Origin of the sequence: Morganella psychrotolerans, from assembly GCF_001676155.1 — a bacterium.
Classification (GTDB): domain Bacteria; phylum Pseudomonadota; class Gammaproteobacteria; order Enterobacterales; family Enterobacteriaceae; genus Morganella; species Morganella psychrotolerans.
Genome location: NZ_LZEW01000001.1, coordinates 583558 through 603272, shown reverse-complemented (window position 1 = coordinate 603272; position 19715 = coordinate 583558). Strand labels below are relative to the sequence as shown.

The window sequence follows — 19715 nt, the reverse complement described above, 5'->3', positions numbered from 1 at the left end:
TTGCAGGTTTATCCGGTCAATATCGATTTTTCACCAGATGAAAAAGTGAAAGCCGTCTATGTTTCTAACGCCGGAAGTACCGCTATTAATGCCCAAATCCGGATATTCCTCTGGGAACAACAAAACGATAAAAATAAACTGTCAGAAACAAAAAAATATTATTGTCAGCCCGCCGATTACTGATATTCCGCCAGGACAACAACAGTTAATCCGTATCATTATTCCGGGACTTAAAACATCAGGGACAGAACAATCATACCGCCTTGTAATTGATGAGTTACCGGGAAATGATGCTCCGAAAAGTGATGGTGCGGTCAATTTTTTACTTCGTTATTCATTGCCTGTTTTTATTAATACACCAGAAGAACCTCTTGATAATCATAAAATTGATGTTCGCATTAATAGCCGCACACAACCGGCAACACTTCAGGTTAGCAATAATAATGCCCAACACATCAAATTAAGTGATATTGCGATTGTCAGTAACGGAAAAGAACAAATTATTAATAAAGGATTGCTGGGATATGTGCTGGCAAACAGTCAGATGCAATGGCCTATACCGGGCAACCTGTCATCAGGACAGACACTGAAAGTGACTATTAATGAACATTCAGAACCTCAGAATTTCGTTATTCATTCTGATTAGTACCGCCTTGTATACCACAGGTGGATTTGCGGCACCTGCAACAGAACTGCTTTATCTTGATGTTTCAGTTAATAAACGGGCAATACCGGATCTTATCCCGGTAAGAAAAGAAGGTGATACTTTTTGGCTGTCAGAGGAAGAAAGCCAGTCTCTGAACTTAAACACAGAAACATTACCCAAACAGGATGGCTGGATAAAACTAACGCCACAGCCCGGATTTACATTTAATTATGATCCTCTGACACAATCCCTCGCTATTACAGCCGAAAGCAGCCGGCTTGCCGGGCATCAGAATAAATCCTCCCCGGAACAGGGCTTTTTACTGAAAGAAGACCAGATAGCCCCGGCAATTAAAGGCGGGGTCATTAACTATGACCTGTTTGCCAGTCAGGATAAATACACAGACAGTGCCAGTGCATATACTGAACTGCGGGCATTTGGTTATGGTCAGGGAAATTTTTCATCATCATTTAATACCCGGATTTCCCGCACAAATGACATAACAGATAATACCTTTACCCGGCTGATGACATCCTGGACATACAGTAATGTTGATTCTTTAAATGTACTGACACTCGGAGACAGCATTACCGGCGGACAATCAGGGACCAACAGAGTCCGGTTCGGTGGTATCCGGTTTTCACATAACTACACCGTTCAACCTAATTTTAATACTGCATCACAACCTATTTACAGCAGTACCGCCGTATTGCCCTCGACGGTTGATTTATATATCGAGGGCATGAAAAACAGCACACAACGGGTTGAGCCGGGACAATTCACATTAAATACCGCACCCTATTTCTCCGGTGCCGGTAATGCGCAGCTTGTCATTACCGATATTAACGGACAGCAGCAGAAAATTGATTTATCGCTTTATAACACTAATCAATTATTATCCCCCGGGCTGTATACATGGGATATAAGCACCGGCTGGCTGCGTGATGGTTACAGTGACCGCTCTTTCAGCTACGACCCCCGGTTAATGGTTGTCGGTGACGGACGCTACGGATTAAGTAATAAAATTACACTGGCTGCACACAGTGAAATAAACAGTGCACTTCAGAATACAGGAGCTGGCTATCACTGGCTTATCTCACCTTATCTTGGCGTATTCCGGACTGATGCGGCACTGAGCCGTTACCGGAATAATAACGGGTCACAATGGGGTACCGGATGGCAATGGAATAATCCTCAGTTCAATATATCGGCTGATCATCAGCAATTCAGCGGTAATTATGCGGATATGTCGGTAATGGCAGGTAATACGCTGCCGAAAACATCTGACAGTGTATTTATCAGTCAGGCATTTGACAATATAGGAACACTTGGCAGCGGATGGGTAACCAGACAATATCCGTCTGCAAAAGTGCAGTATGCGAATATCTCCTGGACTCGGACATGGGATAATTCATTTACATTATCAGTCAATGCAACCAAAGAACTGACAAATCAGAATGATCATGCCTTATATCTTATGCTTAATATTCCCTTATCTTCTGAGCATTATGTATCGCTTCAGACCAGCTATGAAGATCAGCGCGTTAACCAACAAATTCAATACCAGAAAAGTCTGGTACCGGACAAAACAGGTTGGGGATGGGGATTATCATCCCTGACAGGTCATAATAATAGTCTTCATGCCGATATCAGCCGCCGTAATGAAATAAACGAATGGCAGCTTGGTTATAACCGTAATAACAGTCAGGACAGCTGGTTTGCCGGCAGTAATGGAGCGATAGGTCTTCTGGATGGTCAATTTTATTTTATGCGGACGCTGGGAAATGCATTCGCAATTGCTGACACATCCGGAATACCGGAGATCCCGGTCTATCTGCAAAATGTTGAGGTGGGTAAAACAGATGAAAACGGATTTTTACTACTTAATGACCTGTATGGATATGAACCACAAAAAATAAGAATTAATGCTTTGTCACTTCCTGCCGATTATCGTATCAGAGACACTGAAAAAAAACGTGATATTAAGAGATGGCAGCGGAACCAGAGTAACCTTTAATGTATACCAAACACGGGCCTTGTTGCTGAAATTGACACAAAAAGGCGGGCAACCTATGCCCTTTGCAGCAACAGTGACAACAGAAAATAACACACAAAAAACAATTGTCGGGTATGACAGCCGGATTTACCTGGAATCATGGGCTCCCGGAGAAACAATTAATGTGACCTGGCCGGAAGGTCAATGTCATATTCAGATACCGGACATAAAACAAAGCACCGCAGCCTTTACTGAGGAAAATGCAATATGCTTGTAAATAATAACTATTTGATTTTCATTGGTATATTCTTCCTGTCTCCGACTGCATTTGCAAGCAGCAATTGCTGGAACGGAAGTGGCACCGCATTTAATTTCGGTACCAGCACTCAGGGTCAGGCTAATTCAACAACCGGAAGGGTTATTTTCACCTGTAATAACTATGAAAACTCGACACGGTATATCCGTGCCTGCCTGCGTTTACAAGATGAGGCTCCGTTATCTATGCGGACAAACAGCTATCCGGCAAATGAGCTCTATTTTAATCTTTATCCGCTTAATGATCAGAGTGTTCCTTTAAGCCGTTCGACACAACAATACGCGCAAATTGATTATGTCCTTCCTACCGCATCCACTAAAGAAGCCTATTTTAATCTGTCTGCAAAAATAATGCCGAACCAGACATCACTGGTGGCATCGTCTTATTACAATTATGGATTCTCTACTGTAATTAAGTTTATGGCGGCAGAAAAACAGGCGCAATTACCCACCTGTAGTGCAATGCCGGAAACAAATTTACGGACAGTTCAGTCATCCGCCAGTACAGAAATAAGACAGGGATGTCAGATAGACAGTGTCAGTGATATGAATTTCGGCACATTGTCACCCGTCAGCGGGAAAAAACTGGCCTCAAAAACAACAGCCAAAATTACAGCCAGATGCCCTGTCAATACATCGTTTTATCTGGGACTGGGTCCCGGCCTGCATTATAAAGATAACAGCCGGCAGCTTTGTAACCAGGGAAATTGTGTCAGCTATCAGCTTTATCAGGATGCGGCAAATTCAGCGCCGTGGGGTGACAGTATTCATACCAATACAGTAAGTATGGTATCTGATAATGGAAACAGTCAGAGTGTAACTGTACATGGTGCTATACCGCCACAGGACTGGCCGGTATCAGGAAATTATACTGACACTGTTGTGGTGACACTGTTTTATTGATGATGATTTCCGGGAAATAAAAAACTGCACTTGGCGGGCTGTTTGAATTGAATCTGAATAACTTGATATTTTATCCGGGAAGCCTGTATGATTTCTTGTATTTCCTTGCAATAAGTTTCCCTCATGTTAATCACCTGGTGATGCAAAAAGCCTCAGTTAAGAGGTGATGTGTGATCTGAATTACAAGCCATCCATGGTCTGTGGTTATTGCGCTACCCGCTTACTTATACGATGCATCCCACTGCGTTCCTCTTGCTTTGCCATCTTTAATCTCACAAATAACTTTTTGTGCCTTTAATTGCATTCATACTGTTGATTCATAAACTTCAGTCCCAAATATGTCCCACACCCCCTAAGTGTCGTTGGTGAGCACAAAAGAAAAAACCCGCTATCTCAAAGAGATAACGGGTTTTATATGGTGCCGGCTACCGGAGTCGAACTGGTGACCTACTGATTACAAGTCAGTAGTTTTATTGTTTAATCAATTAGATACCGCATTAAGTCACGCTTTCACGTCCCAACAATTAAAAAGATTGAAAAGGTATTAAACACATCAAAAACCATTTGCGTCCCAAATGTGTCCCATCACTAAAACCCCAACCATCACCCACAACTCAGATCCCCGCATAAATAACCTCACCCACCACCACACAAAAACATATAACCACTATAACCCCTAAATATATTGACGCCCAACCAGTTAAGGGTTACTATAACCCCATCGAAACAAAACAGAGAGCCGGAGGATGGATAGCAGAAATGCAATAGCAATGATTGAAGCTGATGGGTGGTATCTGGTAAGAGTAAAAGGCAGTCATCACCAGTTTAAGCACCCGACAAAAAAGGGGTTGGTAACAGTAAAACATCCACACAAAGATATACCGTTACCCACACTAAAAAGCATCAAAAAACAGGCGGGGCTTTAAGCCCCTCCTACCGGAGGTTTTAATGTTATATCCCGTTGCTATTGATAAAAGCGATTCATCTTTCGGCGTTCGTGTCCCTGATATTCCGGGCTGCTTTTCTGGTGGTGATGATTATCAGGATGCGATTGAAAGCGCACATGAAGCTATAGAGGCGCATATTGAGTTACTTGTCGAAGATGGCGAGGCTATTCCGGAAGTAACCAGTATCGAAAAGTGGGTTAACGACCCGGAGTATGCCGGTGCGGTTTGGGCGCTGGTTGATGTCGATATTACCCGACTGATGGGGAAAGCGGAGAAGATAAATGTAACTCTGCCCTCACTGCTGATCCGCCGTATCGATCAGTTTGTCGCTCAGCATCCCGAATACGGTAGCCGCTCCGGCTTTCTTGCCCAGGTAGCGGCGGATAAGGTTATTGCGACAGAGAGAAGGTAAATACGGATGTATGCCCCTTGACTGCGGTGTGGTTGAGGGGTTTTGAAGCGATTGCGTTACCACATGATGAACCAATGCATCACAATATTATCAAATTATACCCGTCCGCAGTATCAACAGGCTGCGGGTGAATATGGTATGATATCGTGAAGAAAACAAAGCGGTGACACCTAATTATGAGTATTCGTTCTAATATAAAAAAACTAATAATCGCCGATTTTTTTAGATATAACAGCAAGTTAACATTCTATTCTTTTTATCGGACATTCATAAAAAATGAGTCGTTTAATTTTTTATTCTGGTTTCGTGCGAGTAATCACGAAAGCTGGCCGATCCGAAAATTGGCACGCCTATTTTATAAGAAAAAATGCAAAAAATTTAATATATTTCTTCCCGTTGAAACGGTTATCGGTGGAGGATTGTATATTGGACATATAACAGTCGGTGGTATATGCATTAACCCGACAACAATAATTGGTGAACACGTCAACATAAGTCATCAAATAACGATCGGGGCAAATAAAGGGAAAGCAGCAACCATCGGCGACAATGTTTATATTGCCCCTCATTCCTGCATTATTGAAAATGTATCTATTGGAAGTAACGCTAAAATTGGAGCAGGATCTGTTGTTGTGTACGACATCCCTGCTAATGTGACTGCCGTTGGTGTGCCCGCCAGGGTAGTAAAAAGCCAAAACCATGATGTTCTTTCATTTAATTTAATGCAGCATCCATGCGATCTATAATATTACAGGAAAAAATAGAGTGAAATTATTACATTTAATTAATTTGCAAGGATTTGGCGGTGCTGAGCGCCTCTTTCTTGAATATTTAAAGAGTAGCTCTTTTGATAATGAAATTTTATGTACCAGCAACAGTGTAAATAAAAACATAAAAAAATGAAATATCACAATTAAACATTAGGTTTTCTAATTTCATTGGGTCTACAACAATAAAATACCCAACGTTTTTAAGAAAGATTGTACTGGCTAAAAAAAATAGAAAAGAGCAAAGCAGATATAACTATTGTTTGGGATTTCATACCACGATTACCCTATAAACCCAAAAATACTACTTTGGTTTATTATGACCATGGTTGTTCTTGGCAATATGAAATCAATGAAAAAACCATATCTTTTTTTTAAGATGCTAGACCTTGCCATTGCTGTTTCTAACGCATCGAAAAGAGTTATGGAATTAAGGTTCAATCCATCATGTTCGATAAATACGGTAATAAACCGATTACCAATAGAGCCCTTACCATCATCTAAAATGATTAACCATGAAAAACCTATTACACTGGGAGTCGCCTCTCGGCTGGTTGGTCTGAAGGGTATTGGAGTTGCAATTCTCTGTATTAAATCCCTTGCCGAGCAAGGAATGGATGCCAGATTAATTATAGCTGGCGATGGTGAGCAAAAAAATGAACTAATAGAATTGGTCATTAAATTAGGGTTAGAGGAAAAGATTAAATTTATTGGCTATCAATCTGATATGTCAAGATTTTACTCAACTATTGATATATACATTAGCACACCAGTTGCTGAGGCCTTCGGTTTATCATGTATTGAAGCCATGTCAAATGGCGTGCCGGTCATATTCCCTTTATTGAATGGGCAACCAGAAGCGGTAAAAGATAAAGAATGTGGCATTGGTATCACTCCAGACATTTCAGTGGAAGAATACCATAAAGCAACAGGACTAAATGTTGATTTTCCCCATGATGTCTATGACCCTATTAATGATCACCTCGCTCCTCCTAAATTAATTGACCCCAAAAAATGCGCATCAGAAATTAAAAACATCATTAAAAACTATGACCAATTCAGCAAAAATGCACTAGCGTGGTCTAAGGAAACTATGAATTACGACCTATTCATTAAAGAATTTGAATCGGCTATAAGAAAATAAGTCAAGAAATTATAGCGGCATACGTGTATGCCGCTATAATTACCCATCAAAATTACCCTATACGACACAACCCCATCAACATAATATAAGCGTTAATAGCCTATTGCAAAATAACTAAAACCCAAGCTACTCTGATTGCCTGTCAAGGTAAAACCAGTTCGGCTTCTATTTTTCGTCCCCATTGATTGATATCCCAAGCTATCCGTTACCATTACCGCAATGCATGCATTAGGAAATGCTATTGGGAATTTAAAATCTAATGATTGCCCCGCATACCATGTCTGAGTATTCCACTGATGCATAATGCCGGTATTACCACACTTCCACCATCCTGCTATTGCTTTATTGGCAGTGTTGGCACCTACAGCCTGTCCCTTCGGCTGATACCTATTATCCGATTCCGCTTTTGAATAACTGTAGCCCGCCGCCTGATAGTTGCCTTTGGGTTGATATTTATCATCTGATTCCGATTTGGTATAACTGTCACCTTTGTAGGCGTAATTGCCTGTAGGGGCATAGTTACCTTTCGGCTGATAGCTGGAATCAGACTCTGCTTTTGAATAGCCGTAACCCGCTGCCTGATAGTTTCCTTTTGGCTGATGCCGGTTGTCAGCCTCTGCCTTAGTATAACTATCACCTTTCATTGCATAATCAGCTGCCGGAGCGTAATTCCCTTTCGCCTGATACCGCGTATCTCCCTCTGCTTTGGTGTAACTATCACCTTTATAGGCGTAATTGCCGGTCGGGGCATAATTGCCTTTTGGCTGGTAATTGGTATCAGACTCTGCTTTTGAATAACTGTAGCCCGCTGCCTGATAATTACCCAACGGCTGATATCTCTTATCCGCATCACCTTTGGTGTAAACGTCAATATCACCTGCTGTCAGATCCGCTTTCAGTTCAGCCCACGCAGCGCCCGCGACAGGTTCAATATTGTTATTCTCAACCTTCGATTGCCAGGCTTTTTTATTGTGATATACAACGGCACGGACAGCATACGGCTTGCCTTCTACTGCCCATACCGGCATACCGAACGCCTGCAATTCACCCACGGCACCTGTAATGTCATAAAAAATGCCGTTCATCTTCTCGCGCTCGATATCTTTTGCCGCCGGGTCTGTTACCTGGTCACGTTCATAGTCGTAACCGTAGCCCTGAACGTAAGACAGAGACCCGTCAGCCTGAATATCATCAGGAATAGCAGCGCGATCCCCTTGTGTTGCAAAGGGGACTTTAAATATTTTAGTCATGAATTTTATGCTCCGAAGTTACTGCTCAGGAAGTTTTTACGGTATTCGCCGTGACCGAATGCTTTCTTAGTCACGATCCGGTATTTGACGCCGACCCCGGACGGGCGCGGCATAAGGTCGAAGTTTTCCAGCAGAACGCGCAGGCGCTCATCAGGGTTGAAATTGAAGACGTAATACATGTACGTCATATCGAGCGGATCCAGCACAAAGACTTTGCTGTCCTCATTCCAGAAAAACCGCTTAAGAAATTCATTGATATTGGTAACGGTCGGGCTTTGCGTCAGGTTGAAATACCGCATGCGGATAATCAGCCGCTTTTGTTCCGGGGTCAGTGACAGGGTGTAATCTGCGTTGCGCCGGAAGTTTGCCCGGAAGTTGGCTTTTTTCCTGCCGAACCCGATACCAATTTTGGCTTTATCACTCGGCGGGATGTCAATCCCGAGCGGCACGTCCAGTATCCGCGACCAGACCGACAGCCCGAAGTCATCGGCGGTGTCGATGTTAAATACATCACGGTACCAGTTCTGCCAGAAATCCACCGTTGCCCGTTCAAACCAGTCCGATTTATACCGCGCCAGTGCTTTGAGGTTGCCGGCACCTTCGTATTGCCACAGGATCGCCCGTAACAGGTCTGAGTGATGGGTGATACTCTGAATGGTCTGTGTCATACAAACACCACCTGCACCGCGCTGCGGTTGATTCTGGCGACTTCCGTCAGCTTTACAGGAAATGTGTCTGATGACCAGTCAGTGCCGTTCAGTGAAAGCTCCACGCGGGTGACAAACAGGCGCGGTTCTGCGCTGTTAACGCCTGCCGATATTTCAAACGGCGACACCTCGCGTCCGACGACCAGTCCGCCGTCCCCCTCTGTTTCCCCGTTCGCCCACGCCTCCACCGCTGCCGGAATAATGGTCTGTGCGTCCACGGATGTTTTCTTTACCGTGACGCGGCAGAACAGCACCACCTCTTTCGCCCGGTCAAATTTAACATTGTAGGTCTGACCGCTGACCGGCTCCGGCACCTCAATTTCCTCACTGCCGTTAAACGCGGCACCGATGGTCTTTGTGCGCAACAAGGCTCCGGCAATCTCCTGACTGTCTCCTCCCTCGACACAGACATACACACTGTGGGGCACCATAGTGACCCCCTCAAATATCATCGGCACATCAGTGTAGTTCTCGCGGTAAGCCAGAGAGCGCACACCTTCCAACTCATACAGCGCAGAGGTGATCGCCTCGCCGACACTGACCGTGTTTTTTGCCAGAGTCAGTTTACGGCGGCGGCGTGACTGTAAATCAGATTCGGCAACGCGCCCCAATACTGCACTGGTCGGGTTGGTCACGGTTTCCCATCCGAGAACTGAGCTGGCAATTCCGTTAAGCTGCCCGGCGGGGCATTCGGTCAGCCCGGTGTCAACTGCCCGCATATCGCCGGTTGTTTTTCCGTCTTTACCGATAATGAGTGCCCGGGTCGTGGAAAACTGATCGCCGGCCATCGTTTCAGCCAGTGAGCCTTTGGGAATAATGGTTCCCGGCACACCGCCGAATGCAACCTGCGTCAGTATTGACCGCGTGGCATCCCACCGCTGCCCGCCCATCAGCGCCCAGATAGCATCCAGAAACACCCCGCCGGCAATGTCCGGGTTAATCTGGTTTGCCAGCTCTGCATTATTACGGGCAACCGCATCACGGTTCTCGGTTTCCATGGTGATCAGCACCCCCTGCGGAGTCTCCGGGGAGACGTCCAGATCCTGACCGAACACCGCCTTAAACTCATCTTCAACCGCCGTACGCTGGTCGCCGGTGTCAGGGATAATAACGCCGGACGATGTAATATATTTATAATCAGCCATTTAGCGTGATGCTCCCGTACTCGGTTTGTAAAACTGCAACGTAATTAAGCTCGTTATCGCTCAGCGTGGCACTGAATGACACCACCGCCGTCACCTGCGGAATTTCCCGCATGCGCTCCCGGAACGCCGCCTCGAACAGCGGCAAATCCGCCTGCCGTCCGAACGTGGTTTTCCAGTACGGAATGCCTTTATCCATTTTGTGCAGCATTTCACCGCGCAGGGCTTTGACATACTGTGAGCAGGTATTTTTCACTGCCACCTCACCCTGCACCACGGACAGGTTGTCGTCATTACCAAGGCAGAGATCGTTGTTTCCGTTAACATTGAATGTCTTCATACCGGCTCTCCTGAATTACCGTCACCACCCTGAACCCCGGAATGCCTGTGGGTAGAGCCGATATCTTTCCCGTTATGCTTCATGGTGCCGCCGTTTGAGTCACTGTTACCGTTTACCGCGTGGTTGCCGTTGATGGTGACGTTGCCGGTGTAAACCGTTTCCGGGGCGTTAACCTCAAGCAGCGGCGTGTCCAGTACGGCTTTGTCCGCGTGAAGGGAGAGGCAGACAGAGCCGTCCGTTGACTGAATAACCAGCGCATCGGTGTTTTTCCCGTCAATCACCCAGCCTTTTAGTGTGTCGGGGTAAAACATGGCATCGCTGAATGTGTGCAGCCGGGCGGTATTTGGTTCATCCTCCAGTCCGCCGCGCTGAAATATCAGGCTGATATCGCGGTCATTGGCTTTTAACCAGCCAAAATCACCGGCTTTAACCGGCATACGGATAAAAAACCCGCCGCCGCCGAACCGGAATACCGGGATATTCGGCAACGCCCCGCGCCCGATCTTCTGACCTTCTGTGGATACCATCATCACCAGGGGTTTTATCACCGCCCGGTTGGTGACATCGTCGTAACTCACGACAGTGGCAGGCAGCATGTCGTCAATGTTCATCAGCAGGTTACGGAACGCAGCCGAGAACTGCCCGGCGAGACTGCCGTCATTCGCCTGGTCGCTGTTTGGTTGATTCATGGTTTTACCTGTGTCAGGCTCGTTTACAACTTGCCTGGTAGAAGAAAGGATCGTCGTGTGAGGCGATATCGAATTTAAGTTGCTCGATGAGATAATCCCCGTTCAGAGCGGGATTGAATTTGCTTTCCAGTCGCAGCATGCCGCCGAGAGAGGATTCCCCATCGATAAGGTAAGTCACATCAATGCCTTTTTCGGTGGCTTTGGGAATGCCGACCATGCCGCTTTTCTGATTAAGGACCCGCAGCCTGCCGGTGAGCGCTTTGTTGCTGTCTTTGACATACAGCACATCATCATCAATGAAGGCTTTTACGTTGCCGGCTTCCTGTAAGCGATCCACCTGCTTTAGTGCGGCACCGCAGAAATACCAGTTAGCAATATTTTTATCGGTCGCCTGAAAATCCAGAGAGACGTTGCAATCCTTTGCTATCCCGGCGGCGATTTCGCTCATTTTTGCCAGTGCTTTCCCTTCTGATGACACAATGTCACGGGATGACGCGTTATTGGTCTTCGCTTTCAGGGTCAGGGTAACGTCAGGCGGTGAGGTGATTTCGGCACTGACGATATCGCCGGAGAAGATGCGGAACACACCGGAACCAACACGCCCGGCCTCAACAATCAGCCGGTTAGGGGTCTTACTGCCTGCATACGGGCTGGTTTCCGTCAGCAGCATGGTGCGCGTTTCGGCATTCAATCCGTCAATATTAACGGTGCATTCATTCTGTAGCGGATTGGCGTATTTGGTGCCGCTGGCGCGTATGCGCAATCCCTCATACCACTGCATGCGCCCGTTGACTTCGACACCGCAGCGCACCCGGCGTAAATCAATCATCATCCCCCCAATAAATCAGTGTCTGCGTTTTATCAAACAACTCCCACCACGGCAGAGTGTCACCCTCCGTCAGTACGGCAAGATTACCGTCTGACGTGAGGTGACGATACGGGATCAGCGGCTGCTCCGGCATCATGCGTATACCCTGCACAATGATGACATCATCCCGCCGGATATCGCAGCACATCACCCCGCGCGCGGCTTTGATGGTCAGCTCCCATTCCCGTCCGCCGAGCGTGACCCGCAGGCGCTGATTAGGTACGGTGTTCAGTGGTATTATTTTCATCAGATACTCCAGTCACCATCGGCGATACGTGTCGCGACAGAGCCTTTTTTCTTCGTTGCGGTATCGGCTTCTTTTGTCTGAACCTTTCCGCGGTTAACCGTGCCGGACTGCTCTTTTTTAGCCACTTTACGCGGCGGCAGATCCCCGTATTCCGGTTCAACCGTCCGCCATTCTGTGAAGCGCAGAGAGAGTTTTATGGCATCCGCCATATCGGGAATTTCATCGTGGTAAAAATTGACCATCAGCATGGGCTGATAGGTTTTTACCCGTGTCTGAACACCGACCAGTTTGTGCTGGTCATACGCCTGCTGCATAGCCTCAAACGCATCTTTCAGCTCCCCGGTGATGATGAGATCCATGCCGATTTCCACCGCATTCACCACAATGTGATCGCTGCGGGTTTCGCCGGATTCCACCTGAAACTGTGTTGCCTTGTGTTCATCACGCACGTTTATCTGAATCGGACTGACGGAGTCGAACAAGGTGGCGAACGATTCCGTATCAAAGATTTTCACTTCCGTTATCATTTTGCCATCCCCGTTCCGTGCTGCTGTCCTAAATCCTGTAACTGCGAATTCAGTGCGTCTTTGGTTCCGCTTGCCATACCCTGCGCATCAGTCGCCTGCGTCTCAATTTTCACCTCGCCGATAGACAGGTTGGTTTCATTGGTCGTGCTTGATTGGTTGCTGATAGCCTGGCTGGTAACGGAGTTCATCGGATTAGCAGAAAGGTTTGCCAGATGGTGAGTCAGTTCGCCTGCCAGTTTATTGGCATCTTCATCACTTAATGGCGGGTCTTGCGGGACATCGTTCTCAATCTGCCCCCGGTCATTTACGGTACGGTTAACAGTCTGATTAACCTCCATATCATCACCGGCACCGAACCAGCCCTTAACGGTCGCCCATCCGTTTTTTATCATGTCCAGACCGTTGTTGATCCAGTCAAGATAGGTTTTTATCTGCTCCCACAGCCACTTGAAGATGCCGACAACGGTGTCCGATACCGTGTCGAATACCTTCCCGAAATCATCACCCCATGCCATCACGCCCTGAATGCTGGCAGTCAGCCAGCCGATAAAATCATTCAGCGCCTTATTCATGATTTTGTAGGCGTCCACCACGATATCCGCAGCGACCATAACGACCGCCATAATGAAATCGAACAGGACTTTAAACGCCTCCCACAAAGCAAGGATGACGGTTTTCAGTGCGGGGTATTTATCCAGTATGCGACCGATCATCGAGTCGTTACCGTCGATAAAATTCATGATGTCGTCATAGACCAGCGCAAATGCTGCCGCCAGCAGAGCGATAACGGCAATGATGGCGATAATGGGCCATGTGGCGGCAAGTGTTGCCGCAGCCGCCGCCAGCATAGGCGGGACGTAGTAAGCGGCAACCGCGACCCCGATGGCGATAAAAAAGCCGGTGAGCAGCGTTTTATTTTCTTTGCAGAACAGGACAAATTTACCGACCCATTTCAGACCTGTGGCGAGGACAGGGATCACCATTTCCATAAAGCTGTTTTTTAACAGCCCGGATGACTGTTTAAAGCTCTGCATGGATTTATTAAATTCAATTGACTGCGCAATGCTATCTTTGGTGATACCGGAATACTCTTTCTGTATTCCCATCGTCCGCTCAAGCTCTTTGCGCCCCTTCATCATCAGCTCGACAGTTTTATCATCCGATACGCCAAGCCCCGCCAGTGTGGCTTTGGCTTTGTCGAATTTCATCCCCTGCACCTTATCGGCAGTTTTCAGGATTTTTTCCATGGAGTTACCGGCAAAACCAAAGGATTTCGCCATGGCTTCCATGTCAGTTTGTGCCGCCTCGCGGGTGCCGCCGAGTTCTGCCATAGATCCGGCAAACGCATCAACATCTGCCGTGGCCACGTTTATTTTTTTGCCGAATTTATCAAGGGATTCTATTTCAGCCGCACGGGAAACCGCCTCACCGACAATGGCTGACGCCCCCATAAACAGCCCGACCGCCGCCAGTGCCTTTTTGGCAAATCCGGCGACAGATTCCCCGGCTTTCTTGTACTTCCCGTTTGTTTTATCCAGTTCGTCCTGAACTTTTTTCTGAGTATCTACTTCGCTTTCACCAGCTTCGGCACCCTTTCGGCGGGCTTCTTCGACAATCCGGATCAGCTCTTTATAGTCACCCTGCAAGGCTTTAATCATCGCGCCCGCAAGACGCCTGACCGCATTGCCGCGACTCTCTTCATCAGTCAGGACAGCAACATCACCACTCAGTGCCGCCACCGCCTGAACCAGTGCCTGATACCCTTCCTCCGCGCCCGTCAGTGAGGCTTGTGTATCCTGCCATTTGGCATCTGATCCCGCCTGCTGAGATTCCAGCGTTGACAGGGAATCCGTTACTGCATCCACCTGTGCTTTTACCGCACCGGTCTGCTCTGCCACATCGGCAGCATTAGTGGAAAAATCGACAGGGTGATCGCCGGACAGACTTTGCAGTGACTGCCAGAGTTCATTCATTACACTGCCGAGTGAATCAGATCCTTGCTGTGCAGCTTCCTGCGTCTGTTTCATGCCGTCGATAATGTCATCTGTTGATCGCCGGACACGGTCAAATGCACTGTCAGCCTGCCGGGTATCAAACTCAAATACCTGAACAAACGTATCCATCATTGACATTATCTGTCCTTTGAAGCGGCCTGCGCTTCGTTATAGCGGTTGATGATGGCGATTTCCCACATGTCCATCGCCTCTTCAAGATCTACTGTGGTTTTGAGTTCGGTGAGGGTGGCGAACCCTTCACTGAGGATGACTGCAACGAAGCCATCAGCGTTTTTATAACTGACGGGAGTGAACTGCCTACCTTGCTGATGAGGAAGGGCAGGAAGCCGGAGTTCCCGCCGCTGCCGAAAAAACTGGTGTTATATTTCAGCATTTCCAGCTCAAGGCGGATCAGGGATTCCCCGTCCGGCACATGGTTATCAATCAGTGTCGATGTCTTCAGCGGGATTTCTTCGCCGTCAACCGTGACGCACACATACGCCATCATTTTCAGCATGGCTTCTTTGCTGACCTCGTAATCCCCGATTTTCGGAGCATTGGACAGCGGGTACTTGGCGAGAATTTCACGCCCTGTTACCGCAGGCAGGCGGCTGATGACGAACATTTTTTCAATGCCGTCCACATCTTTAATTGCCACTTCTTTCGGCTTAATCAGCATGATTTTTTCCATAAAAAAAGGCGGGACATGCCCGCCGGAGATGAACGAAAATTAACGCACCCGTGTGGAGTCAAAATCCTGAAACACAAAGGTGTATTGCTTGGATTTGAGACGTCCGGCACTGGCAGCGGAGTTACCCCGGCTGCCGTTGGTGATGCGTCCGTTACGGGCGGTTGTGGTGGAGCCGTCACCGTAGGAGGCGACCATGGTGATAATGTCACCGGCATGACGACGACCCTTTTTAGCCGTGTTGGCTTCCAGCAGGATGGACAGGTTCTGATCTTCCTCACTGCCCGCCAGCACGTTCACTGTGACTGTCTGCGGCGTGGGTGTTGACCAGCTCACCAGATTGCCGTTGATATCCATACCGACCTGCGCGATATCGACCGCCGGTAAATCCAGCGGATCGGCATCATCGGCAAATGCGGTGATAAAAATACCGGTCGGGAATGTTTTGCTTGCCTGCACAACGAGTGCAAGACCGGTTGCTGATACATCATTCATATTGCGTTCCTTACACTAAATTGTGTGAGCCATCGACTTTACGCACCCAGTCGCCTTTGCCGTAAATCAGCACGTATTTCATGACGTACTCAGGCAGTCCGCTTTCACCGGTACTTTCAACAATCTGCGCGTTGTACCAGTAGCCTTTATCCTGCACATCATGCCAGGCGAGATCATCACCGGACGCATCCGCCACTGCGATTTTTTGTACTTCGGTCAGGGTTTTACCCGGCAAGACAGTACCGTTGTTTACCGCTTTGGTGACTGCGCCGGCAATAACCATCAGTGCCCGCGCCTCCCCGTCTTTGTTGGCAGGAATACCACGGGTCGCCAGTAACAGACTGAACCACTGCTGCGCGATACAGGCTTTCAGCCACTGCTCATTGGCGTGAACACTCATATCGAGCGGATTGGAGTGACTGCCGCACAGGAAACCACGCTGATAAAAGCGGATCTGCGAACCGGCAACGGCGGTTTCACCGTAGTAGTTCACCCGCAGCTTATCAAAGCGGTCCGCATCCTGATCGGTGGTGACCTGTGCCGGAAAGGTCACGCCAAGCTGACGGAACATATAGTTTGTCGTCGCGTTGGTGCGGTCGTAATCCGTTGCCGCCATCACTGCCATCGGCAATGCCTGGATGAAAAATCCGCTTTCCGTTTTCAGGTTCAGCCCGGAAGATGCAGTCCCGATCAGCGCTGCACTGAAATCTTCGGCGCTCTCTTCTGTCACGCTGATATGAAGCTGATACTTCACATTTTCACCGGACACGTACTGTGCCAGTGTGACCGCCTGATCCAGTGATAAGTCACTCAGGAATGTGGCACTGCCGAATGAATCCGATACCTGTTCAGCAATTTTGAATGCCTCCAGCGGGGTCTGTGCCGGATTACCCTCGGATGCGCGTCCGGCTGACAGTCCCATAGCGTCTGCCAGTACCGAATACGCCACGCTGACGGATGCCCGTTCCTGCACCCCGCCGCTCAGCTCAAACGCACTGTCCAGCGCGTTAAAGGTCAGATAAGCCCCGGCAAACTGCGGTTCACTTTCCGCGTTCAGTTTTGCCTGAATCAGTGACGCGATATCGGCATAGGATTTGGCGTCGGATAAATCAATATCTTTATAACTTTTGGTGACCTTCCCGAACGTGACTGACAATGTGCCGTCAGCGATCATTTTCAGATCAGCCAGCGCACCGGCTTTGGCACCGAACAACGTTGGCGCACGACCGACCGGCTCATAAGAGGCAATCTGTATCTCTTTCGGCTTACTGACCGGTGCCGGACTGACGTAGCTGAAATACTGGCGGGCGAATTGAGCTTCCGGGGTGTTTTCACCCAACAGCTCATCTACCTGACCGGATGCAAATTCCAGTACATGCCCGGCGGGAATTTTCGGATTAGTGGAAAAGAGCCGCGCCGTCAGCTTTCGCATCGGCACAGCAGACGCGCCGATCACCGCACTGGTGATATCGACGTACCGTGTTTGTTTAATTGGCATAGTGGAACCTTATATGCGGTGAATGTCCGGGGTAAGCGCTGAGGCAACGCCTGTGTCCGGCCGGAGTGTGCGGATGAATGTCACATTAAAATCAAAGGATGGGTTTTGTTCGTAATCGCCGTGGTCATTAACGAAATGCGGGGAGCGGATGGCGGTCGCCCGCTGGATGCCGATCCCCTGCTTGCGCAAGGCTTCAACAAACGGCAATGAGTTAACGATCATCCTGACAACGGCGGTAATGTCTTTCGCGGTATAGTCGCCGCGTTGAGTGATAAATGCCTGCATCTGATAGGTGACTTCCGCCTGCTGCTCTTCCAGATGATTGGCGTTTCTGTCCTGCACGTTATAGCTGCGTTTCTGCCAGCCCTGCGGTGCCTCGCCAATGGTGAAAAACATCACAAAACTATCTTCACGCCCCTGCTTTGTTGACTGAAAGCCTGCCTTTACCGCGATATCGATACCGGACTGCTTCAGCTGAACAAGCAACTGCTTACGGATGGCAATATCAACATCATTGTCTGTCATGATCCCCCGCCTTAATGCAGATAACTGATTTCCAGCCATCCTGTTCATACCAGTCGGCATCACCGGTCACGTCATAGCGGTTACCCTTAAACATCAGATAATCCGGTGAGGTGCCGCGCTGAATGCCGCTGATATCGTGCGAGGTATAAAACCGGCGGTACACCTGAGCAGTATCAAGCCCCATCGACATGGCGTCCTGAGTATCGACCGCCTGCCAGCTCCCGCGAACTTCAACCAGGTCGTGATACGTATTCCGGTCATGCCCCAAATCATCAGGCTCCCGGCTTTTAAAGCGATACCAGAGTACTTTTTGCTGAGGGATGTACCGGGACGCGATACGATGTAAATTACCGAACATTATTTATCCTCCACGGCAAAGGTGACGGCTTGCAGCATCTGACCGGAATCAACCAGCGGTTTGTTGGTCGATTTGCCTTTGCTGTGACGCCGGGATCGGGCAGCTATCGTTGCATCATTAAGCGGTGGCGTGGTTACTGATTTTATTGACATCTGCACATCACCCGCCGCCTTTGCCCCGATTTGTGTCAATCCGTTGGTCACTGTGATTTTACCGTTAACTGCCGCTTTAACTGCCCTGCCGATCAGCTGACCATACTCCTGACGATGTTCAGTCATTGCCGGACGCATAAACGGGCGCGGGGGGATGCCGCCAGCCGGATAACCCAATTCCTGAATCGCCGCTACATAGGCTATCGGGGTGCCGTCCGGATAGGTTGAGTGCTCAAAGAAACCGACTTTAAGTTGCTTTTTCGCCAGTTCGTCATACACGGCTTTTAACTGTGCTAATTTCGTCACTGACGCCCTCCCCGCGTGAAGCGACCAAAGGCACCACGAAAGGCCGCCCGCTCACCACCGCCCCCGTGATAACGCGGCACACTGCACCGCTTGACCAGCGCAAGGAACTGCTGACCATACGGAGTCAGCTTGAACCAGTGCGACCAATCAGACCCGGCAGGCGGCGCTGTGTAGGACACGCTGACCTTATCAATCGTCACGCTGGTTACCACGCCGGTCGGGGATTCACCGTCTGCAATCTTCTGATTCAGATACAGCATGTGAGCCACAACCAGCATCCACAGCTCATTCGTGCAGATGCCACGGCAGGGAGAAAAGTAATTCAGGGCGGATTGTGCAATGACGTAAATATCATCAGCCGGTACCGCGCTGAACTCAGGACGCAGAACACGGAACGATTCAACCGGGAATGTAGCCGCATCCATAGTGCCCCCTTATTTTTTGGCGTTCTTTTTGTCTTTGTTGCTGACCGGTGGCTCTGCACCCTCCGCAACCAGTTGCTCTTCTGTCAGCGGTGCGGATTTGTCAGCAGCTTCCATATTGGTGGCGACTTTTTCCGGGTCCTCATTGCGGGTTTCCACCGTAATAAAGCCATTTTCTTTGTGCAGCTTAAAGACGTGGTTATTTTTCAGCTGCGAATACTGTTCGTCGCTGACTTCCGTCACACGCCCGCGCGGGGTGTACATGTGTTTGGTCATGACGTTAGCCTGACCGGCAATAAAGATTTTAGCGTCCGGCGTAGCGTAATTCTGGTCGTTGGACAGGGTACAATAAACATACAGAGGCATAATTATTCTCC

The 19715-nt window shown here is 48.4% G+C and carries 26 protein-coding genes; 9 read left to right on the top strand and 17 right to left on the bottom strand.

Translation table 11 applies throughout. From position 1 onward, the window contains the following. Positions 1-88: 88 nt before the first annotated feature. The 9 genes from AYY16_RS03030 to AYY16_RS02995 all read left to right on the top strand — a co-directional run bounded on the left by AYY16_RS03030 (position 89) and on the right by AYY16_RS02995 (position 7130). The gene (locus AYY16_RS03030; RefSeq protein ID WP_162271036.1) at positions 89-646 is read left to right on the top strand and encodes a fimbrial biogenesis chaperone; all 558 of its coding nucleotides are present in this window, start codon (positions 89-91) and stop codon (positions 644-646) included. Next, the gene (locus AYY16_RS03025; protein WP_067361916.1) at positions 603-2663 is read left to right on the top strand and encodes a fimbria/pilus outer membrane usher protein; all 2061 of its coding nucleotides are present in this window, start codon (positions 603-605) and stop codon (positions 2661-2663) included. Before AYY16_RS03030 ends, AYY16_RS03025 begins: the two co-directional genes overlap by 44 nt. Then, positions 2572-2919 carry a FimD/PapC C-terminal domain-containing protein gene (locus AYY16_RS21625; RefSeq protein WP_082970567.1) on the top strand — a complete coding sequence of 116 codons (348 nt, stop codon included), beginning with the start codon at positions 2572-2574 and terminating at the stop codon, positions 2917-2919. Before AYY16_RS03025 ends, AYY16_RS21625 begins: the two co-directional genes overlap by 92 nt. Beyond that, positions 2910-3860, top strand: a complete 951-nt coding sequence (locus AYY16_RS03015) for a Csu type fimbrial protein (protein WP_067361909.1) — start codon at positions 2910-2912, stop codon at positions 3858-3860. The genes AYY16_RS21625 and AYY16_RS03015 overlap by 10 nt, the downstream gene beginning before the upstream one ends. Before the next feature lie 746 nt (positions 3861-4606). Continuing rightward, entirely contained in the window at positions 4607-4786 is a 180-nt protein-coding gene (locus AYY16_RS03010; protein ID WP_025152620.1) for a type II toxin-antitoxin system HicA family toxin, read from the top strand. A 22-nt stretch (positions 4787-4808) separates the two neighbouring features. Continuing rightward, the gene (locus AYY16_RS03005; RefSeq protein ID WP_067361906.1) at positions 4809-5219 is read left to right on the top strand and encodes a type II toxin-antitoxin system HicB family antitoxin; all 411 of its coding nucleotides are present in this window, start codon (positions 4809-4811) and stop codon (positions 5217-5219) included. A gap of 176 nt (positions 5220-5395) precedes the next feature. Continuing rightward, complete coding sequence (locus AYY16_RS21365; protein ID WP_067361905.1) at positions 5396-5965, top strand: serine acetyltransferase; 570 nt, start codon at positions 5396-5398, stop codon at positions 5963-5965. A gap of 19 nt (positions 5966-5984) precedes the next feature. After that, positions 5985-6122, top strand: a complete 138-nt coding sequence (locus tag AYY16_RS20775) for a hypothetical protein (protein ID WP_235846195.1) — start codon at positions 5985-5987, stop codon at positions 6120-6122. A 183-nt stretch (positions 6123-6305) separates the two neighbouring features. Then, positions 6306-7130 carry a glycosyltransferase family 4 protein gene (locus tag AYY16_RS02995; protein ID WP_235846194.1) on the top strand — a complete coding sequence of 275 codons (825 nt, stop codon included), beginning with the start codon at positions 6306-6308 and terminating at the stop codon, positions 7128-7130. Positions 7131-7222: 92 nt separating this feature from the next. Here the strand turns inward: AYY16_RS02995 and AYY16_RS20770 are convergent, their stop codons facing one another. From AYY16_RS20770 to AYY16_RS02910, 17 genes are all read right to left on the bottom strand, one after another. Beyond that, positions 7223-8380 (bottom strand): gp53-like domain-containing protein, encoded by a 1158-nt coding sequence (locus AYY16_RS20770; protein ID WP_223861157.1) that lies wholly within the window; start codon positions 8378-8380, stop codon positions 7223-7225. A gap of 5 nt (positions 8381-8385) precedes the next feature. Further along, positions 8386-9048 carry a DUF2612 domain-containing protein gene (locus AYY16_RS02985; protein ID WP_067361899.1) on the bottom strand — a complete coding sequence of 221 codons (663 nt, stop codon included), beginning with the start codon at positions 9046-9048 and terminating at the stop codon, positions 8386-8388. Continuing rightward, positions 9045-10232, bottom strand: coding sequence for a baseplate J/gp47 family protein (locus AYY16_RS02980; RefSeq protein WP_067361896.1), 1188 nt, complete (start codon positions 10230-10232; stop codon positions 9045-9047). Before AYY16_RS02980 ends, AYY16_RS02985 begins: the two co-directional genes overlap by 4 nt. Then, positions 10225-10569, bottom strand: coding sequence for a hypothetical protein (locus AYY16_RS02975; protein ID WP_067361893.1), 345 nt, complete (start codon positions 10567-10569; stop codon positions 10225-10227). Before AYY16_RS02975 ends, AYY16_RS02980 begins: the two co-directional genes overlap by 8 nt. Then, positions 10566-11258, bottom strand: coding sequence for a Gp138 family membrane-puncturing spike protein (locus AYY16_RS02970; RefSeq protein ID WP_067361890.1), 693 nt, complete (start codon positions 11256-11258; stop codon positions 10566-10568). The genes AYY16_RS02975 and AYY16_RS02970 overlap by 4 nt, the downstream gene beginning before the upstream one ends. Before the next feature lie 13 nt (positions 11259-11271). Further along, positions 11272-12087: a baseplate hub protein gene (locus AYY16_RS02965; RefSeq protein WP_067364590.1), complete on the bottom strand. Its 816-nt coding sequence runs from the start codon at positions 12085-12087 to the stop codon at positions 11272-11274. Further along, positions 12080-12373 (bottom strand): phage baseplate plug family protein, encoded by a 294-nt coding sequence (locus AYY16_RS02960; RefSeq protein WP_067361873.1) that lies wholly within the window; start codon positions 12371-12373, stop codon positions 12080-12082. Before AYY16_RS02960 ends, AYY16_RS02965 begins: the two co-directional genes overlap by 8 nt. Further along, positions 12373-12900 (bottom strand): phage baseplate protein, encoded by a 528-nt coding sequence (locus AYY16_RS02955; protein ID WP_067361870.1) that lies wholly within the window; start codon positions 12898-12900, stop codon positions 12373-12375. The genes AYY16_RS02960 and AYY16_RS02955 overlap by 1 nt, the downstream gene beginning before the upstream one ends. Further along, a complete protein-coding gene (locus AYY16_RS02950; protein ID WP_067361867.1) occupies positions 12897-15032 on the bottom strand; it encodes a hypothetical protein in 2136 nt (711 codons plus the stop codon). Before AYY16_RS02950 ends, AYY16_RS02955 begins: the two co-directional genes overlap by 4 nt. Positions 15033-15114: 82 nt before the next feature. Beyond that, on the bottom strand, positions 15115-15573 hold the full coding sequence (locus AYY16_RS02945) for a hypothetical protein (protein ID WP_067364584.1): 459 nt from the start codon (positions 15571-15573) through the stop codon (positions 15115-15117). Positions 15574-15624: 51 nt separating this feature from the next. Continuing rightward, positions 15625-16077, bottom strand: a complete 453-nt coding sequence (locus AYY16_RS02940) for a phage tail fiber protein (RefSeq protein WP_067361863.1) — start codon at positions 16075-16077, stop codon at positions 15625-15627. Positions 16078-16087: 10 nt separating this feature from the next. After that, complete coding sequence (locus AYY16_RS02935; RefSeq protein WP_067361858.1) at positions 16088-17575, bottom strand: DUF3383 domain-containing protein; 1488 nt, start codon at positions 17573-17575, stop codon at positions 16088-16090. Positions 17576-17584: 9 nt separating this feature from the next. Next, a complete protein-coding gene (locus tag AYY16_RS02930; protein WP_067361852.1) occupies positions 17585-18100 on the bottom strand; it encodes a phage gateway protein in 516 nt (171 codons plus the stop codon). Next, on the bottom strand, positions 18087-18458 hold the full coding sequence (locus AYY16_RS02925) for a phage collar protein (protein ID WP_067361850.1): 372 nt from the start codon (positions 18456-18458) through the stop codon (positions 18087-18089). The genes AYY16_RS02930 and AYY16_RS02925 overlap by 14 nt, the downstream gene beginning before the upstream one ends. Beyond that, positions 18458-18916 carry a hypothetical protein gene (locus AYY16_RS02920; protein ID WP_067361846.1) on the bottom strand — a complete coding sequence of 153 codons (459 nt, stop codon included), beginning with the start codon at positions 18914-18916 and terminating at the stop codon, positions 18458-18460. Before AYY16_RS02920 ends, AYY16_RS02925 begins: the two co-directional genes overlap by 1 nt. After that, a complete protein-coding gene (locus AYY16_RS02915) occupies positions 18913-19341 on the bottom strand; it encodes a DUF4054 domain-containing protein (protein WP_067361843.1) in 429 nt (142 codons plus the stop codon). Before AYY16_RS02915 ends, AYY16_RS02920 begins: the two co-directional genes overlap by 4 nt. 9 nt (positions 19342-19350) lie before the next feature. Next, entirely contained in the window at positions 19351-19704 is a 354-nt protein-coding gene (locus AYY16_RS02910; RefSeq protein WP_067361841.1) for a hypothetical protein, read from the bottom strand. Positions 19705-19715: the final 11 nt, after the last annotated feature.